Genomic DNA, 15749 nt, shown 5'->3' with positions numbered 1-15749 from the left:
GGCCAGGGCCGCGTTCGCGGTCGCGGGGGCCGGCCCGGTTGGGGGCCGCGGCCGCGGCTGCGGTGCTGCGCCGGGTGTCCGGCCCGTCCCGGACGCCGGGTCGGGAGCCGGGCCGGGGGCGTCGGCGCCCCCGCGGAGGCCGCGCAGGGCCTTGGCCACCGCCTCCGCCGATTCCGGCCGGTCCGCCGGGTCCTTCGCCAGGAGCGCCCGCACCAGCCGGTCCAGTTCCACCGGGACCGGCGCGCCCACCTCGGGCAGCGGGAGCGGCACCTCCCCGGTGTGCCGGACCATCAGGGTGTACATGTCGGCGTGCCCGAACGGCGGGGCCCCGCTCAGCAGCGCGTACAGCACGCAGCCCAGCGCGTACAGATCGCACCGGCCGTCCACCCGCTCGGACCGCCACTGCTCCGGCGCCATGTACGCCCAGGTGCCGATCACCTGGCCGGTGGCCGTCCAGCCCGTCGTGGCGTCCGCGGAGTAGGCGATGCCGAAGTCGCAGATCTTGAGCCGCCGGTCCGGCACCAGGAAGAGATTGGACGGCTTCAGGTCCCGGTGGACCACGGACTGCCGGTGCGCGGCGTCCAGGGCCCGTGCCGTCTGCGCGGCCAGGTCGACCGCGAAGTCCACCGCGAGCCTGCCCTCCCGCGCCAGTACCGTGGCCAGGTCCTCGCCCGCGAGCAGCTCCATGACGATGAACAGCCGCCCGTCCTGCTGTCCCACGTCGTGCACCACGGTGATCCCGGGGTGCTGGAGCCGCGCCCCGATCGTGGGGGGCCCGCAGTTACCGGGGGCGCGTCAGGGGCGCCCGGGCCGCCCCCGCCGCGCCCGCAACGCGGACGCGCCGGGCCCCGCCCCGGGGGGGGCCCGCCCCCCTCGTGCCCGCCCCCCGTCGCCCCCTCGGTTGCGGGGGTGGTGTGGCCCCCCCCCCCGGTGGGGCGCCCCCTCCCCCCCGGGGCCTCCTCTCGCGCCCCCCGGGGCCGCCTCCAGCAGCACCTTCACGGCGACGGACCGGTCCAGCGCCAGGTCGTGCCCGCGCCACACCTCGCCCATCCCGCCCTTGCCGAGCCGCTGTTCCAGCCGGTACCGGCCGGCCAGCTCATCCCCCACCCGCACCGCAGAGCCCCCTGACATCACGTCATGCGACGTTCTCCCAGGGGGCATTGTGTCCTGCGAAGTGAACGGCAGGGGGTGCTACGGTTCCCCGCGCCTGCGGATCTTGTTCCCGAGCCAGACCAGCGGGTCGTACTTGCGGTCCACCGCCCGCTCCTTCAGCGGGATCAGCGCATTGTCGGTGATCTTGATGCCCTCGGGGCAGACCTCCGTACAGCACTTGGTGATGTTGCAGTAGCCGAGCCCGTGCTCGTCCTGGGCCGTGCGCTTGCGGTCCAGGCCCGCCTCGGCCGCCGCGTCCAGCGGATGCATGTCCAGCTCCGCGACCCGCATCAGGAAGCGCGGACCCGCGAACGCCGGCTTGTTCTCCTCGTGGTCGCGCACCACGTGACAGGTGTCCTGGCACAGGAAGCACTCGATGCACTTCCGGAACTCCTGCGACCGGTCCACGTCCACCTGCTGCATCCGGTACGCGCCCGGGGCCACCCCCTCCGGCGGCACGAACGCCGGGACCTCGCGCGCCTTGCTGTAGTTGAACGACACGTCCGTGACCAGGTCCCGGACGACCGGGAAGGCCCGCAGCGGGGTCACCGTGATCGTCTCGGACCGGTCGAAGGTGGACATGCGCGTCATGCACATCAGCCGCGGCCGCCCGTTGATCTCCGCGCTGCACGAGCCGCACTTGCCGGCCTTGCAGTTCCAGCGCACCGCCAGGTCCGAGGCCTGGGTGGCCTGGAGCCGGTGGACGATGTCCAGGACGACCTCGCCGTCGTGGACCTCCACGGTGAAGTCCCTCAGCTCCCCGCCCTCCGCGTCGCCCCGCCAGATCCGGAAGCGGGCGTCGTAGTCAGTCACTCGTAGAGCTCCTCTTCGGCGAGGTACTTGACCAGCTCTTCCTTCTCGAAGAGCGCGAGCAGGTCGGGGCGGATGGGTTCGGTGCGGGTCCGCACGAGGGAGATCCGGTCGGCCGCCGGGTCCCCGGGCACCGGGTCGGCCGGGCGGCACAGCAGGTTCACCGGGCGCCAGGCGCGCTCCATCGACGGGCAGTCCTCCCGGGTGTGCCCGCCGCGGCTCTCGGTGCGCTCCAGGGCCGCACGGGCCACGCACTCGCTGACCAGCAGCATGTTCCGCAGGTCCAGGGCGAGGTGCCAGCCCGGGTTGAACTGCCGGTGCCCCTCGACCCCGGCCCGGGCCGCCCGTACGCGCAGGCCCGCCAGCTTCTCCAGGGCCTCGGCCATCTCGCCCTCGCGGCGGATGATCCCGACCAGGTCGTTCATGGTCGTCTGGAGCTCCTGGTGGAGCGTGTACGGGTTCTCCGCGCCCTCGGCGGCGTGGAACGGGGCCAGTGCCTCCGCCGCCGCGGCGTCGATCTCGGCCTGGGAGACCGCGGGCGGTGCGCCGGCGAGGCCCTCGGCGTACTGCGCCGCGTGCAGACCGGCCCGCCGGCCGAACACCAGCAGGTCGGACAGGGAGTTCCCGCCGAGCCGGTTCGAGCCGTGCATGCCGCCCGCCACCTCGCCCGCCGCGAACAGGCCCGGCACGCCGACGGTCGCGGCGGTGTCCGAGTCCACCGCGATCCCGCCCATGACGTAGTGGCAGGTCGGGCCGACCTCCATCGGCTCGGCGGTGATGTCCACGTCCGCCAGCTCCTTGAACTGGTGGTACATGGAGGGCAGCCGCCGTTTGATCCGCTCGGCCGGCATCCGGGTCGACACGTCGAGGAAGACCCCGCCGTGCGGGGAGCCGCGGCCCGCCTTGACCTCGGAGTTGATGGCCCGGGCCACCTCGTCGCGGGGGAGCAGCTCGGGCGGGCGCCGGTTGTGGTCCGGGTCCTCGTACCAGCGGTCGCCCTCCTCCTCGGACTCCGCGTACTTCTCCTTGAAGACGTCCGGGACGTAGTCGAACATGAACCGCTTGCCCTCGCTGTTGCGCAGCACCCCGCCGTCGCCGCGCACCGACTCGGTGACGAGGATCCCCTTCACCGAGGGCGGCCAGACCATGCCGGTCGGGTGGAACTGCACGAACTCCATGTTCAGCAGCGGGGCGCCCGCGAGCAGGGCCAGCGCGTGGCCGTCGCCCGTGTACTCCCAGGAGTTCGAGGTGGTCTTGAAGGACTTGCCGATCCCGCCCGTGGCCAGGACCACCGCCGGGGCCTCCAGGACGAAGAACCGGCCGGACTCGCGCTCGTAGCAGAAGGCCCCCGAGACCCTCGGCCCGTCCCCGTGACGGTGGTCCTTGAGGATCCTCGTGACCGTGCACTCCTGGAAGACCCTGAGCCGGGCCTCGTAGTCCCCGTACTCCTTGAAGTCCTCCTGCTGGAGCTGGACGATCTTCTGCTGGAGGGTGCGGATCAGCTCCAGGCCGGTCCGGTCGCCCACGTGCGCGAGGCGCGGGTACTCGTGCCCGCCGAAATTGCGCTGGGAGATCTTCCCGTCCGGGGTGCGGTCGAAGAGGGCGCCCCAGGTCTCCAGCTCCCAGACCCGGTCCGGGGCCTCCTTCGCGTGGAGTTCCGCCATCCGCCACTGGTTGAGGAACTTCCCGCCGCGCATGGTGTCGCGGAAGTGCACCTGCCAGTTGTCGCCCTCGTTGACGTTGCCCATGGAGGCGGCGATCCCGCCCTCCGCCATCACCGTGTGGGCCTTGCCGAACAGGGACTTGCAGATCACGGCCGTGCGCTTGCCCCGCTCGCGGGCCTCGATCGCGGCCCGCAGCCCGGCGCCGCCCGCGCCGACCACGACCACGTCCCACTGCTGCCGGTCCACTTGAGCCATGTCAGAAGATCCTCGGGTCGGTGAAGGTGCCGCTGGCCAGCAGGTACACGTAGAAGTCGCACAGTGCGACGCTGATCAGCGAGGACCACGCGAGCAGCATGTGGCGGGAGTTGAGCCGGCTGATCCAGCCCCACAGCCGGTAGCGCACCGGGTGCTTGGAGAAGTGCCGCAGGCGGCCGCCCATGATGTGCCGGCAGGAGTGGCAGGACAGCGTGTAGGCCCAGATCAGCGCGATGTTGACGAGGAACAGCAGCGTTCCGAGGCCCATGTGGCCCCACTCGTAACGGTCGTTGCGGAACGTCAGGACCGTGTCGTACGTGAGGATGCCCGCGACCGGCAGCGCCGCGTAGAAGAAGTAGCGGTGCGCGTTCTGGAGGATCAGCGGGAACCGCGTCTCGCCGGTGTACGCGGCGTGCGGCTCGGCGACGGCGCAGGCGGGCGGCGAGGCCCAGAAGCCCCGGTAGTACGCCTTGCGGTAGTAGTAGCAGGTCAGCCGGAAGCCGAGCGGGAAGACCAGGATCAGCAGGGCGGGGGACAGGCCCCACCAGCTGCCGAACAGGTCCAGGTTGGGGCCGCCGCGCATCTCCTTGCAGTTCTCCGCGAGACACGGGGAGTAGAACGGGGAGACGTACGGGGCCGCGTAGTAGTCGGCGTTGGCGAAGGCCCGCCACGTCGAGTAGACGATGAAGGCGAGCAGCCCGGCCGCGGTGGCCGCGGGGGCCAGCCACCACCGGTCGGTGCGCAGGTGCCGGGCGGCGATCGCGGCCCGGGAGGCGTCGTGGACGCCGGTCAGCCGGGGTGGTTCCGTGCCTGTGGCCAAAGGGGACTCCGGGTGGAGTGATGAGGGGTGACCCACGAGGCCCAGCCGCGGACGGCTGGGCCGGGTGGGGTGCGGGGTGCCGCGCGTACGGGGGCGAGCCCGTCGGTCAGGGTGCCCTGCGGTCGCGGGCGCCGAGACCCTCGTCGTCGACGTCCTGCCACAGCGTGCTGTCGTACGGGGCGTCCGGAACGGGGACCATCCCCTCCTGGCGTGGCGCCCGCGTCGTGCCGGGGGCCTGCCGGGCCGCGTCCTTGACGTCCCGCTCCAGCCGTTCCACCGACCGGACCAGCTCGTTCAGGTTGCGTCGTACGGCGGTCAAATCGTCTTGCAGGGACATGACTTGCCCTCACTTCCGCTGGTTGCGGTGGCAACGCTCATGTGCGCCTGCGAGTGTCGCGCCTCCCGTCCCCGGTTGTGAAGGGACGTGCAGCGATTGCGGGCGCGCAGGCGCAATCTGTGCGCCCCTCCCTGCTCCCATTTTGATCCCTCTTCCGGGGGAACGCCCGCCCGTGGCGCAAGCGGGATTGGTCCGCACGGGTGGGGTTCGCGGCGTGGCGAGGGCCGGCTGCGAGAGGTGCGGGGGGCGGTGGATTTCAGTGTGTTGCGGCACCCAGTGTGATCAGCTCCATATACCGCCATACGTGATCAAGCCGCCCCTTTCACGCCCCGTCCCGGAGGTACCGCCCATGTCCCAGAGAAGGCGCAGGTCCTTGGCGCTCCTGACCTCGGGAGTCCTCGCACTGCCGCTGCTCGCGGGGTGCGGCGCCGGTGACGACGACGGCGGTCCCGTGGCCGCCGGCCAGGACATCGCGGCGACGGCCCGCGACCAGGTCGCCGACGGCGGCGTGCTGCGCTGGGCGGTGGACACCCTCCCCGACACCCTGAACGCCTTCCAGGCCGACGCGGACGCCACCACCGGCCGGATCGCCGGAGCGGTGCTGCCCCAGCTGTTCACCCTGGACGAGAAGGGCCGGCCGGTCGCCAACCCGGACTACCTGGAGAAGGCCGAGGTCGTCGAGCGCGAGCCCAAGCAGGTCGTCCTGTACAAGCTGAACCAGCAGGCGGTGTGGAGCGACGGCCGCGAGATCGGCGCCGCCGACTTCGTGGCGCAGTGGCGGGCCCTGAACGGCAAGGACTCGGCGTACTGGACGGCCCGCAACGCCGGCTACGACCGGATCGAGAAGATCGAGCGCGGCAAGACCGACCTGGAGGTCAAGGTCACCTTCGCCAAGCCGTACACCGACTGGCGCTCCCTGTTCACGCCGCTCTACCCCAAGCAGGTCACCGGCACCCCGGACTCCTTCAACGAGGGGGCCCGCGGCACCCTCAAGGTCACCGCCGGGCCCTTCAACCTCGGCGCCATCGACAAGACGACCGGAACCGCGGCCCTGACCCGCAATGCCCGCTGGTGGGGCCGGCCGGCCAAGCTGGACACGCTCGTCCTGACCGCCGTGCCCCGCGCCCAGCGCCCGGCCGCGCTGGCCGCCGGCAAGGTCGACCTGGCGGACGTCGACCGTGCGGCCGCCGACCGGATCGCGGCGGCCCGCCGGGAGGCGGAGCACGCCCCCGGCTCGGGCGGGGCCCCGGAGCACGGGCCGGGCGCCGCGGTCACCCCGGCCGAGGCCACGCTCTCGTGGGCGGTGGCGAACGGCCCCGACGAGGGCAAGGCGGCGGCGGAGCGGGACACCCGCGCACAGAACGCCGAGGCGGCCAAGGCCCATGCCGACGAGCAGCGGGCCCTGCGCGCCTTCACGGTCCGCAAGTCCCTGGAGCCGGCCTACACGCAGCTCGCCCTGAACGGGGCCTCCGGCCCGCTGGCCGACGAGCGGGTCCGGCGGGCCGTGGCCCGGGCCCTGGACCGCAAGGAATTGGCCGAGATCGTACTGAAGCCCCTGGGCCTGCCGGCGAAGCCGGTCGGCAGCCACGTGGCGCTGGCCGGGCAGCGGGCGTACGCCGACAACAGCGGCGCGCTCGGCGGCAAGGACCTCCACGCGGCCGAGGCCCTGCTCGCGGACGCGGGCTGGCGCCGGGGCGGCAAGATCACCGAGCCGGCCGGCGCGAAGGCCGGCTCCGAGAACGCGGAGGGCGAGGGCCAGGACGACTCGAAGACCCCGTCGGGCCCGGGCACCGGGAACGACGGCCTGTACATCGTGGGCCAGGAGGACGAGCGCAACGGCGACGGCCTGGAGCGCGGTATCCCGGCGGTCGGCGGGGAAACGTTCGCGCAGGGCGGCCGCGGCGGGCGGGTCTCCCCGGTGCCGGGCGTGGCCCTGCACGCGGAGGAGCAGAAGGCGGCACTGCTGGCCCAGGCCGACGCCCTGGACGGGAAGAACCCGGCGGATCCGGCCGAAGCGGCGGACGCGGCGGGCGCGGGCACGGTGGGCTCCGGCTCCGGCTCCGGCTCCGCCTCCGACGACGCCAAGCGCGGCCCGGCCCGCGACGGCGAGGCCCCCGGGCCCGGCAAGGCGGGCAGTGCCTCCCCGGCGCCCGCCCCGGCCAAGCAGGCCCGCACCTCCGGGAACATGCTCGCCAAGGACGGCAAGGCGCTCAGCCTGCGCTTCGTCCTCCCGGCCGGCCCCGGCTCCGAGGCGCTGCGCACGGTCGGCGAGCGGATCGCCCAGATGCTCCGCAAGGTCGGGGTGAACACCGAGCTGACCAAGGTCGCCGACGAGAGCTTCTTCAAGGACCACGTCGCCTCGGGCCAGTACGACCTGGCGCTGTACTCCTGGCCGGCGACGGCCTACCCGGCCACCGACGCCCGGCCCATCTTCGCCAAGCCGGAGCCGGCCGCCGACGGCTCGCTCCTCGTCGAACAGAACTACACCCGGGTCGGCACCGACCACATCGACCAGCTCTTCGACCAGGCGCTCGGCGAGCTGGACGAGGACGCCTCGCGCGAGCTGATGCGCAAGGCGGACGCCCGGATCTGGGCCGCGGCCGGATCCATCCCGCTCTACCAGCGCCCCGAGCTGGTGGCCGTCAAGCCGAACCTCGCCAATGCCGGCGCCTTCGGCCTCGGCACCCCCCGTTTCCAGGACATCGGCTGGAAGAAGCCGCCGGCCGCGGCCAAAGACCCGGGGAAGAAGAAGTGACAAAACGGGGCCAGACAGATTGAGCTTCGGCTCACAAGCTCAGATGTGACTCAAGTCGCTTGCCCGCCGGATCCTCCGGCGGGCAAGGTCGTGCGTACCCGTTGACCCGCGGCAATACCCGCAGTACCCCCAGCCGGGAACCCCCCACCCCGTACCCGGCCCTTCTCAGTCCTCCGGCCTCTTGACAGACCCCCCGGCGGGCGGTTCCCGCCACGCGACGTACGATGGGGTAAGGCCGTGGCAGGTTTTCCGCCCGGTCGAGGCGCGCGTGCCGGACCGTACGCGCCGCCATCCACGATCCCGGGAGAAGCGCCGAAGTGCCCACGCGCCACGACATCCGTAACGTCGCCATCGTCGCCCACGTCGACCATGGCAAGACGACCATCGTCGATGCCATGCTCAAGCAGGCCGGTGCCTTCGCCGCCCACCAGCAGCTCGACGACCGCATGATGGACTCGAACGACCTGGAGCGTGAGAAGGGCATCACGATCCTCGCCAAGAACACGGCGGTGAAGTATCACCCCAAGGACGGCGGGGCCCCGATCACGATCAACATCATCGACACCCCCGGCCACGCCGACTTCGGTGGTGAGGTCGAGCGCGGTCTGTCGATGGTGGACGCCGTCGTCCTGCTGGTGGACGCCTCCGAGGGTCCGCTGCCCCAGACCCGCTTCGTCCTGCGCAAGGCCCTGCAGGCGAAGATGCCGGTCATCCTCTGCATCAACAAGACGGACCGCCCGGACTCCCGGATCGACGAGGTCGTCAACGAGACGTACGACCTCTTCCTGGACCTGGACGCGGACGAGGACCAGATCGAGTTCCCGATCGTCTACGCCTGCGGCCGTGACGGCGTGGCCTCGCTGACCAAGCCGGAGGACGGCACCGTCCCCGCGGACAGCGACAGCCTGGAGCCGTTCTTCTCCACCATCCTGGAGCACGTCCCCGCCCCGGTGTACGACGACGAGGCGCCCCTCCAGGCCCACGTCACCAACCTGGACGCCGACAACTTCCTCGGCCGCATCGCGCTGCTCCGCGTCGAGCAGGGCGAGCTGCGCAAGGGCCAGACCGTCGCGTGGATCAAGCGTGACGGCTCGATCTCCAACGTCCGCATCACCGAGCTGATGATGACCGAGGCGCTCACCCGCAAGCCGGCCGAGGTCGCGGGCCCCGGTGACATCTGCGCCGTCGCCGGCATCCCCGACATCATGATCGGTGAGACCCTGGCCGACCCGGAGAACCCGATCGCGCTGCCGCTGATCTCGGTCGACGAGCCGGCGATCTCCATGACCATCGGCACCAACACCTCCCCGATGGTCGGCCGCGGCGGTACGGGCAAGGGCGCGGACGCGAAGTCCGCGGTCAAGGACCGCAAGGTCACCGCCCGCCAGGTCAAGGACCGTCTGGACCGCGAGCTCATCGGCAACGTCTCGCTCCGCGTCCTCGACACCGACCGCCCGGACGCCTGGGAGGTCCAGGGCCGCGGTGAGCTCGCGCTCGCCATCCTGGTCGAGCAGATGCGCCGCGAGGGCTTCGAGCTGACCATCGGCAAGCCGCAGGTCGTCACGCAGGAGATCGACGGCAAGACGCACGAGCCGGTCGAGCGCATGACGATCGACGTGCCCGAGGAGCACATGGGCGCCGTCACGCAGCTCATGGGTGTCCGCAAGGGCCGCATGGACAACATGTCGAACCACGGCTCCGGCTGGGTCCGCATGGAGTTCGTCGTCCCGTCGCGCGGCCTCATCGGCTTCCGCACGGAGTTCCTGACCAACACCCGCGGTACGGGTATCGCCCACTCGATCCACGAGGGCCACGAGCCCTGGTTCGGCCAGCTGGTGACCCGTAACAACGGTTCGCTGGTCGCCGACCGCTCCGGTGCGGTCACGCCGTTCGCGATGATCAACCTGCAGGAGCGCGGCGTCCTGTTCACCGAGCCCGGCACCGAGGTGTACGAGGGCATGATCGTCGGCGAGAACTCGCGCTCCGACGACATGGACGTGAACATCACCAAGGAGAAGAAGCTCACCAACATGCGTGCGGCTTCCGCGGACAACACGGAGAACGTGATTCCGCCGCGCAAGCTCTCCCTGGAGCAGTCCCTGGAGTTCTGCCGCGACGACGAGTGCGTCGAGGTGACCCCGGAGGCGGTCCGCATCCGCAAGGTCGTCCTGGACCAGAAGGAGCGCTCGCGCACCGCGTCGCGCGCCAAGTCCGCCAAGTAGGACCGGCCCGCAGGTCCGGCACGTAAGAACCGGGCTCCGCGGGGCGGCTGTTCGACCGGCAACCCCTTCACCACGGCTTCGTGGGGGAGGGGTTGTTGTCGTTTGTCAAGCGGATTGTTGCGTTCCAGTGTCCGCGGTGTCCGTATACCGACCGTGACACTCCGACTGATGAGCTAACAGTCCGTTTCGCACGTGTCTGTCTCCTATCCGTTTGTCCGGATTTCGGGTTTTCGCCATGCGGTGATGTTGTGAAAACGAGACCAGTTAAGTGTGGTTTACGGTCAGGCCGTCCCCGAGGATGGCTCCATTGAGCTCGGGTCAATGGGTCACACGCTGTGGGGAGCGTCGACTCACGAGCACACTCGGGGCACAGTTCATCTCGCCGTCAGGGGTGTCGGCGAATCGTTCATGTGTCCCGCACATCAAACAGTGGACTCATGAGGAGGAAACCCATGCGCGGTGCCAAGAGCGCCAAGTGGGTAGCGGGCGCGATTGTCGTCGCCCTGGCTGCGACCGCCTGCGGTGGCAACGACAAGGCCGCCGGCGGCAAGGGCGAGGTTGACCCGAACGGCATCTACTCCGTCGAGGTGGGCGAGCCCGAGAAGCTCCTCCAGCCGGCCGACACGATGGAGTCCAACGGCTCGATCGTCATGTCCGGGCTGTTCTCGCAGCTCGTCGACTACGACGCCGACGGCAAGCTGACCATGGTCAACGCCGAGTCGGTCGAGTCCAAGGACAGCAAGCTCTGGACCGTCAAGCTCAAGCCGGGCTGGACCTTCCACGACGGCACCAAGGTGACCGCCGAGTCGTACGTCAAGGCCTGGAACTGGGCCGCGAACATCAACAACAAGCAGGGCAACGCCTCTTGGTTCGCGGACATCAAGGGCTTCGAGGCGCTCCACCCCGAGGCCGAGGGCGCCAAGCCCACCGCCGAGGCGCTGGAGGGCCTGAAGGTCGTCGACGAGAACACCTTCACCATCGAGCTCGCGAACGCCGTTCCGTACTTCGCGTACAAGCTCGGCTACGAGGTCTTCTCCCCGCTGCCCGAGTCCTTCTACAAGGACCCGAAGGCCGCCGGTGAGAAGCCGGTCGGCAACGGCCCCTACAAGTTCAAGTCGTGGGAGCACAAGAAGCAGATCGAGCTCACCCGCTTCGACGACTACAAGGGCGAGAACAAGGCGAAGAACGGTGGTGTGATCCTCAAGAACTACTCCACCCTCGAAACCGCCTACGAGGACCTGAAGTCGGGCAACGTCGACGTCCTGCGTCAGATCGGCCCGAAGGACCTCCCGGTCTACCGTGCCGACCTCGGCGACCGCGCCGTGGACCAGGCGTACTCCGCGATCCAGACCCTGGCCATCGCGTTCTACGCCGACCAGTGGAAGACCCCGAAGCCGGTCGACCCGAAGGTCCTCCAGGGCCTGTCGATGGCGATCGACCGTGACACCATCACCAAGACGGTGCTCCAGGGCACCCGCGAGCCGGCCACGGGCTGGGTCGCCAAGGGCGTCCTCGGCTACACGCCGAACGCCACCGGTGACGTCACCAAGTTCAACCCGGCCAAGGCCAAGGAGCTCATCGCCGCGGGCGGTGGCGTTCCGAACAACGAGATCTCCATCCAGTTCAACTCGGACGGCGGTCACAAGGAATGGGTCGACGCTGTCTGCAACAGCATCACCCAGGCCACCGGCGTCAAGTGCACCGGCGACGCGAAGCCGGACTTCCAGGCCGACCTCCAGGCCCGTAAGTCCAAGCAGGTCAAGTCGATCTACCGCTCCGGCTGGGTCCTCGACTACCCGGTGAACGCCAACTTCATCAGCGACCTGTTCCGTACGGGCGCGGGCGGCAACCAGGGTGGCTTCTCGAACCCCGACCTGGACGCCAAGATCGCCGCTGCCGACACGGCCTCGACGCTCGACGAGTCGGTGAAGGCGTACCAGGGCATCGAGAAGGACCTGGTCAACTACATGCCCTCGATCCCGCTCTGGTACTACAAGGTCAACGCGGGCTTCTCCGAGAAGGTCCAGAACGTGAAGTACGCCCAGGACGGCGACCCGATCCTCGAAGGCGTCGAGGTCAAGAAGTAAGTCCCACAGCGTAATTCCGCTCGACGGATGTGGGCCGGCGGGGAGCCGGCCCGCATCCGGGCCTAAATGCAGAGCCTCGGGGGGCCCTTTCGCGACGCAGTGACGATCCCGTCACGTGCGTGCGTGGCGAAAGGGCCCGTCCGGCTGCCTCTGCCGCATCTTCTACGGAGGCATGATGGGGCGCTATGTCGCACGACGACTGCTCCAGATGATCCCGGTCTTCTTCGGGACGACCCTGCTCATCTTCTTGATGGTCTACAGCCTGCCCGGCGACCCCGTGGCCGGACTCTTCGGCGACAAGGGAACAGACCCCGCCACGCTGGCCGCACTCCGGCACGAGCACGGGCTGGACCTGCCGATCCTGCAGCAGTACTGGAATTACATTTCGGACATCCTGTTCCACTTCGACTTCGGCAAGCAGATCCGAAGCGGACGCGAGATCACGGACGTCCTCGGCAGCGCGTTCCCGGTCACGCTCCGCCTGGCCCTGCTGGCCTTCGCCATCGAAATGGTCATCGGCCTCGGCCTCGGCATCGTCGCCGGCCTCAAGGCCGGCAAGCTGGCGGACAACCTCGTCCTGATCCTCACGCTGCTGATCATCTCGATGCCGGTCTTCGTGCTCGGCTTCATCATCAAGACGGTGTTCGCCTTCCAGCTCGGCTGGATCGAACCCAACGTCAGCAACAACGAGACGTGGGGCGAACTGCTCACGCCGGCGATCGTGCTCGGCTCGCTGTCCCTCGCCTACGTGGCCCGTCTGACCCGCACCTCGATGGCCGAGAACCTGCGCGCCGACTACGTGCGCACCGCGGTCGCCAAGGGTCTTCCGAAGCGCCGCGTCATCGGTGTGCACCTGATGCGCAACTCGATGATCCCCGTCGTGACCTTCCTGGGTACCGACATCGGTGCCCTCATGGGCGGCGCCGTCGTCACCGAGGGCATCTTCAACGTCAAGGGCGTCGGTGGTCTGATCTACGACTCGATCATCCGCCGCGAAGGCCTGACCGTCGTCGGTGTCGTCACCGTCCTCGTCGTGGTCTACCTCGTCGCCAGCCTTCTCGTCGACCTCCTCTACGCGGTCCTGGACCCGAGGATCCGGTATGCCTGACATGACCAAGACCGAAGTCGTCTCGACCGAGGGCGCCGTGGCACCCGTCGACGCGATCGCACCCGTCACCAGCGAGAAGGCGCGCAGCCTCTGGGGCGACGCCTGGGCCGACCTCCGTCGCAACCCGTACTTCGTCGTCTCCTCGGTGCTGATCTTCCTGCTGCTGATGATCGCCGCCTTCCCGGGCCTGTTCACCAGCGCCGACCCCACCAAGGGCGACCTGGTCCACCACTTCCTGACCAAGCCCGAGCTCGGCAGCATCGGCTCGCCCGACTGGCTCGGTTACGACGGCCAGGGCCGCAGCGTCTACGCCCGCCTGATCTACGGGACCCGCGCCTCGATCATCGTCGCCGTCGCCGTGACGGCGATCGTGACCGTCATCGGCGCGATCACGGGCATGATCTCCGGCTACTTCGGCGGCATCACCGACGCGATCATCTCCCGCATCACCGACATCTTCTTCGGCATCCCGTTCCTGCTCGGCTCGATGGTCGTCCTCCAGGCCTTCACCAAGCGCACGGTGTGGACGGTCGTCTTCGCCCTGGCCTTCCTCGGCTGGACGCAGATCACCCGCGTCATGCGCGGTTCGGTCATCACCGTGAAGCAGGCCGACTACGTCCACGCCGCGAAGGCACTGGGCGCGGGCACCGTCCGCATCCTGTTCCGGCACGTCCTGCCGAACGCCATGGCCCCGGTGATCGTGGTCTCCACCATCGCGCTCGGCGGCTACGTCGGCGCCGAGGCGACCCTGTCCTACCTGGGTCTGGGCCTCGCCTCCCCGACCATCTCGTGGGGCGTGGACATCTCCGCCGGTTCGGCCCAGATCCGAGTGGCGCAGCACATCCTGCTGTACCCCTCGCTGATGCTGAGCGTCACCGTTCTCGCGTTCATCATGCTCGGCGAAGCGGTGCGCAACGCCCTCGACCCGAAGCTGCGCTGAGGAGGGCGTAAGTGATCACCATGGACAACACCAGTACCGTTCCCTCCCCGCGTGACGGGAACCCGCAGACGCCGCTCCTCGAAGTGCGCGACCTGCACGTGGAGTTCCACACCCGTGACGGCGTGGCCAAGGCCGTCAACGGCGTCAACTACTCGGTCGGCGCCGGCGAGACCCTCGCCGTGCTCGGCGAGTCGGGCTCCGGCAAGTCCGTCACCGCCCAGGCCATCATGGGCATCCTCGACATGCCCCCCGGCAAGATCCCGCAGGGCGAGATTTTCTTCCGCGGCCAGGACATGCTCAAGATGAGCTTCGAGGAGCGGCGCAAGCTCCGCGGCCGGAAGATCGCCATGATCTTCCAGGACGCGCTGTCCTCGCTGAACCCGGTGCTCACCGTCGGCTACCAGCTGGGCGAGATGTTCCGCGTCCACCAGGGCCTGTCGAAGAAGGAAGCCCGGCTCAAGGCCATCGAGCTGATGGACAAGGTGAAGATCCCCGCCGCGAAGCAGCGCGTGGACGATTACCCGCACCACTTCTCGGGCGGTATGCGCCAGCGCATCATGATCGCCATGGCGATCGCGCTGGAGCCGGACCTGATCATCGCCGACGAGCCGACCACGGCCCTCGACGTGACCGTCCAGGCCCAGGTCATGGACCTGCTCGCGGAGCTCCAGCGCGAGCTGAACATGGGCCTGATCCTGATCACCCACGACCTCGGCGTCGTCGCCGACGTCGCGGACAAGATCGCGGTCATGTACGCGGGCCGGATCGTCGAGACGGCTCCCGTGCACGAGATCTACAAGCGGCCGGCCCACCCGTACACCCGGGGCCTGCTCGACTCGATCCCGCGCCTGGACCAGAAGGGCCAGGAGCTCTTCGCGATCAAGGGCCTGCCGCCCAACCTCCTGCGACTGCCGACCGGCTGCTCGTTCAACCCGCGCTGCACCGCCGCGCAGGACATCTGCCGTTCGGACGTGCCCCTGCTCCAGGTGGTCAGCGAGCAGGACGGCTCCGAGCTGCCCGGCCGCTCCAGCGCCTGCCACTTCTGGAAGGAGCAGCTCCATGGCTGAGCTCACCAAGAACGCCCCCGAGCGCGAGCCGATCCTCCAGGTCCGCAACCTGGTCAAGCACTTCCCGCTGACCCAGGGCATCCTGTTCAAGAAGCAGGTCGGCGCGGTCAAGGCCGTCGACGGCATCAGCTTCGACCTGTACCGGGGCGAGACGCTGGGCATCGTCGGCGAGTCCGGCTGTGGCAAGTCCACGGTCGCCAAGCTGCTGATGAACCTGGAGCGGGCCACCGCCGGCGAGGTCTTCTACAAGGGCCAGGACATCACCAAGCTGTCCGGCCGCGCGCTGAAGACCGTCCGCCGCAACATCCAGATGGTCTTCCAGGACCCGTACACGTCGCTGAACCCGCGCATGACGGTCGGCGACATCATCGGGGAGACCTACGAGATCCACCCCGAGGTGGCTCCGAAGGGCGACCGGCGCCGCAAGGTCCAGGAGCTCCTGGACGTCGTGGGCCTGAACCCGGAGTACATCAACCGGTACCCGAACATTTTATCCGGCGGACAGCGCCAGAGGATTTTGATAGTGTGGTTC

General features: G+C 69.6%; 12 protein-coding genes. 7 read left to right on the top strand and 5 right to left on the bottom strand.

Features of this window, described 5'->3' with window-relative positions:
- The 5 genes from ACFXA3_RS14205 to ACFXA3_RS14185 form a co-directional block, all read right to left on the bottom strand.
- Positions 1-765 (bottom strand): serine/threonine-protein kinase (locus ACFXA3_RS14205; RefSeq protein ID WP_385186550.1); only part of this gene is annotated, 765 nt, incomplete at its 3' end.
- Positions 766-1191: 426 nt separating this feature from the next.
- A complete protein-coding gene (locus ACFXA3_RS14200; protein ID WP_385186542.1) occupies positions 1192-1965 on the bottom strand; it encodes a succinate dehydrogenase/fumarate reductase iron-sulfur subunit in 774 nt (257 codons plus the stop codon).
- Positions 1962-3881: a fumarate reductase/succinate dehydrogenase flavoprotein subunit gene (locus ACFXA3_RS14195; protein ID WP_385186539.1), complete on the bottom strand. Its 1920-nt coding sequence runs from the start codon at positions 3879-3881 to the stop codon at positions 1962-1964. Before ACFXA3_RS14195 ends, ACFXA3_RS14200 begins: the two co-directional genes overlap by 4 nt.
- Before the next feature lies 1 nt (position 3882).
- Positions 3883-4701 carry a hypothetical protein gene (locus ACFXA3_RS14190; RefSeq protein ID WP_385186536.1) on the bottom strand — a complete coding sequence of 273 codons (819 nt, stop codon included), beginning with the start codon at positions 4699-4701 and terminating at the stop codon, positions 3883-3885.
- 106 nt (positions 4702-4807) lie between these two features.
- Complete coding sequence (locus ACFXA3_RS14185) at positions 4808-5038, bottom strand: hypothetical protein (protein ID WP_385186533.1); 231 nt, start codon at positions 5036-5038, stop codon at positions 4808-4810.
- A 349-nt stretch (positions 5039-5387) separates the two neighbouring features.
- Between ACFXA3_RS14185 and ACFXA3_RS14180 the strand changes: the two genes are divergently transcribed.
- The 7 genes from ACFXA3_RS14180 to ACFXA3_RS14150 form a co-directional block, all read left to right on the top strand.
- Complete coding sequence (locus tag ACFXA3_RS14180; protein ID WP_385186530.1) at positions 5388-7793, top strand: ABC transporter family substrate-binding protein; 2406 nt, start codon at positions 5388-5390, stop codon at positions 7791-7793.
- A gap of 317 nt (positions 7794-8110) precedes the next feature.
- Positions 8111-10015, top strand: a complete 1905-nt coding sequence (typA, locus tag ACFXA3_RS14175) for a translational GTPase TypA (RefSeq protein WP_385186527.1) — start codon at positions 8111-8113, stop codon at positions 10013-10015.
- 452 nt (positions 10016-10467) lie between these two features.
- Positions 10468-12102 carry an ABC transporter substrate-binding protein gene (locus ACFXA3_RS14170; protein ID WP_385186524.1) on the top strand — a complete coding sequence of 545 codons (1635 nt, stop codon included), beginning with the start codon at positions 10468-10470 and terminating at the stop codon, positions 12100-12102.
- Positions 12103-12277: 175 nt separating this feature from the next.
- Positions 12278-13210, top strand: coding sequence for an ABC transporter permease (locus tag ACFXA3_RS14165; RefSeq protein ID WP_385186548.1), 933 nt, complete (start codon positions 12278-12280; stop codon positions 13208-13210).
- Positions 13203-14150 (top strand): ABC transporter permease, encoded by a 948-nt coding sequence (locus ACFXA3_RS14160; protein WP_385186521.1) that lies wholly within the window; start codon positions 13203-13205, stop codon positions 14148-14150. The genes ACFXA3_RS14165 and ACFXA3_RS14160 overlap by 8 nt, the downstream gene beginning before the upstream one ends.
- A gap of 20 nt (positions 14151-14170) precedes the next feature.
- Positions 14171-15217: an ABC transporter ATP-binding protein gene (locus tag ACFXA3_RS14155; RefSeq protein ID WP_385186545.1), complete on the top strand. Its 1047-nt coding sequence runs from the start codon at positions 14171-14173 to the stop codon at positions 15215-15217.
- Positions 15210-15749, top strand: a 540-nt coding sequence (locus ACFXA3_RS14150; protein WP_385186519.1) for an ATP-binding cassette domain-containing protein, incomplete at its 3' end; no start/stop codon positions are given. The genes ACFXA3_RS14155 and ACFXA3_RS14150, both read left to right, overlap by 8 nt.

The organism is Streptomyces sp. NPDC059456 (genome assembly GCF_042750055.1).
GTDB lineage: Bacteria > Actinomycetota > Actinomycetes > Streptomycetales > Streptomycetaceae > Streptomyces.
This window is presented reverse-complemented; position numbering and strand designations above follow the sequence as displayed.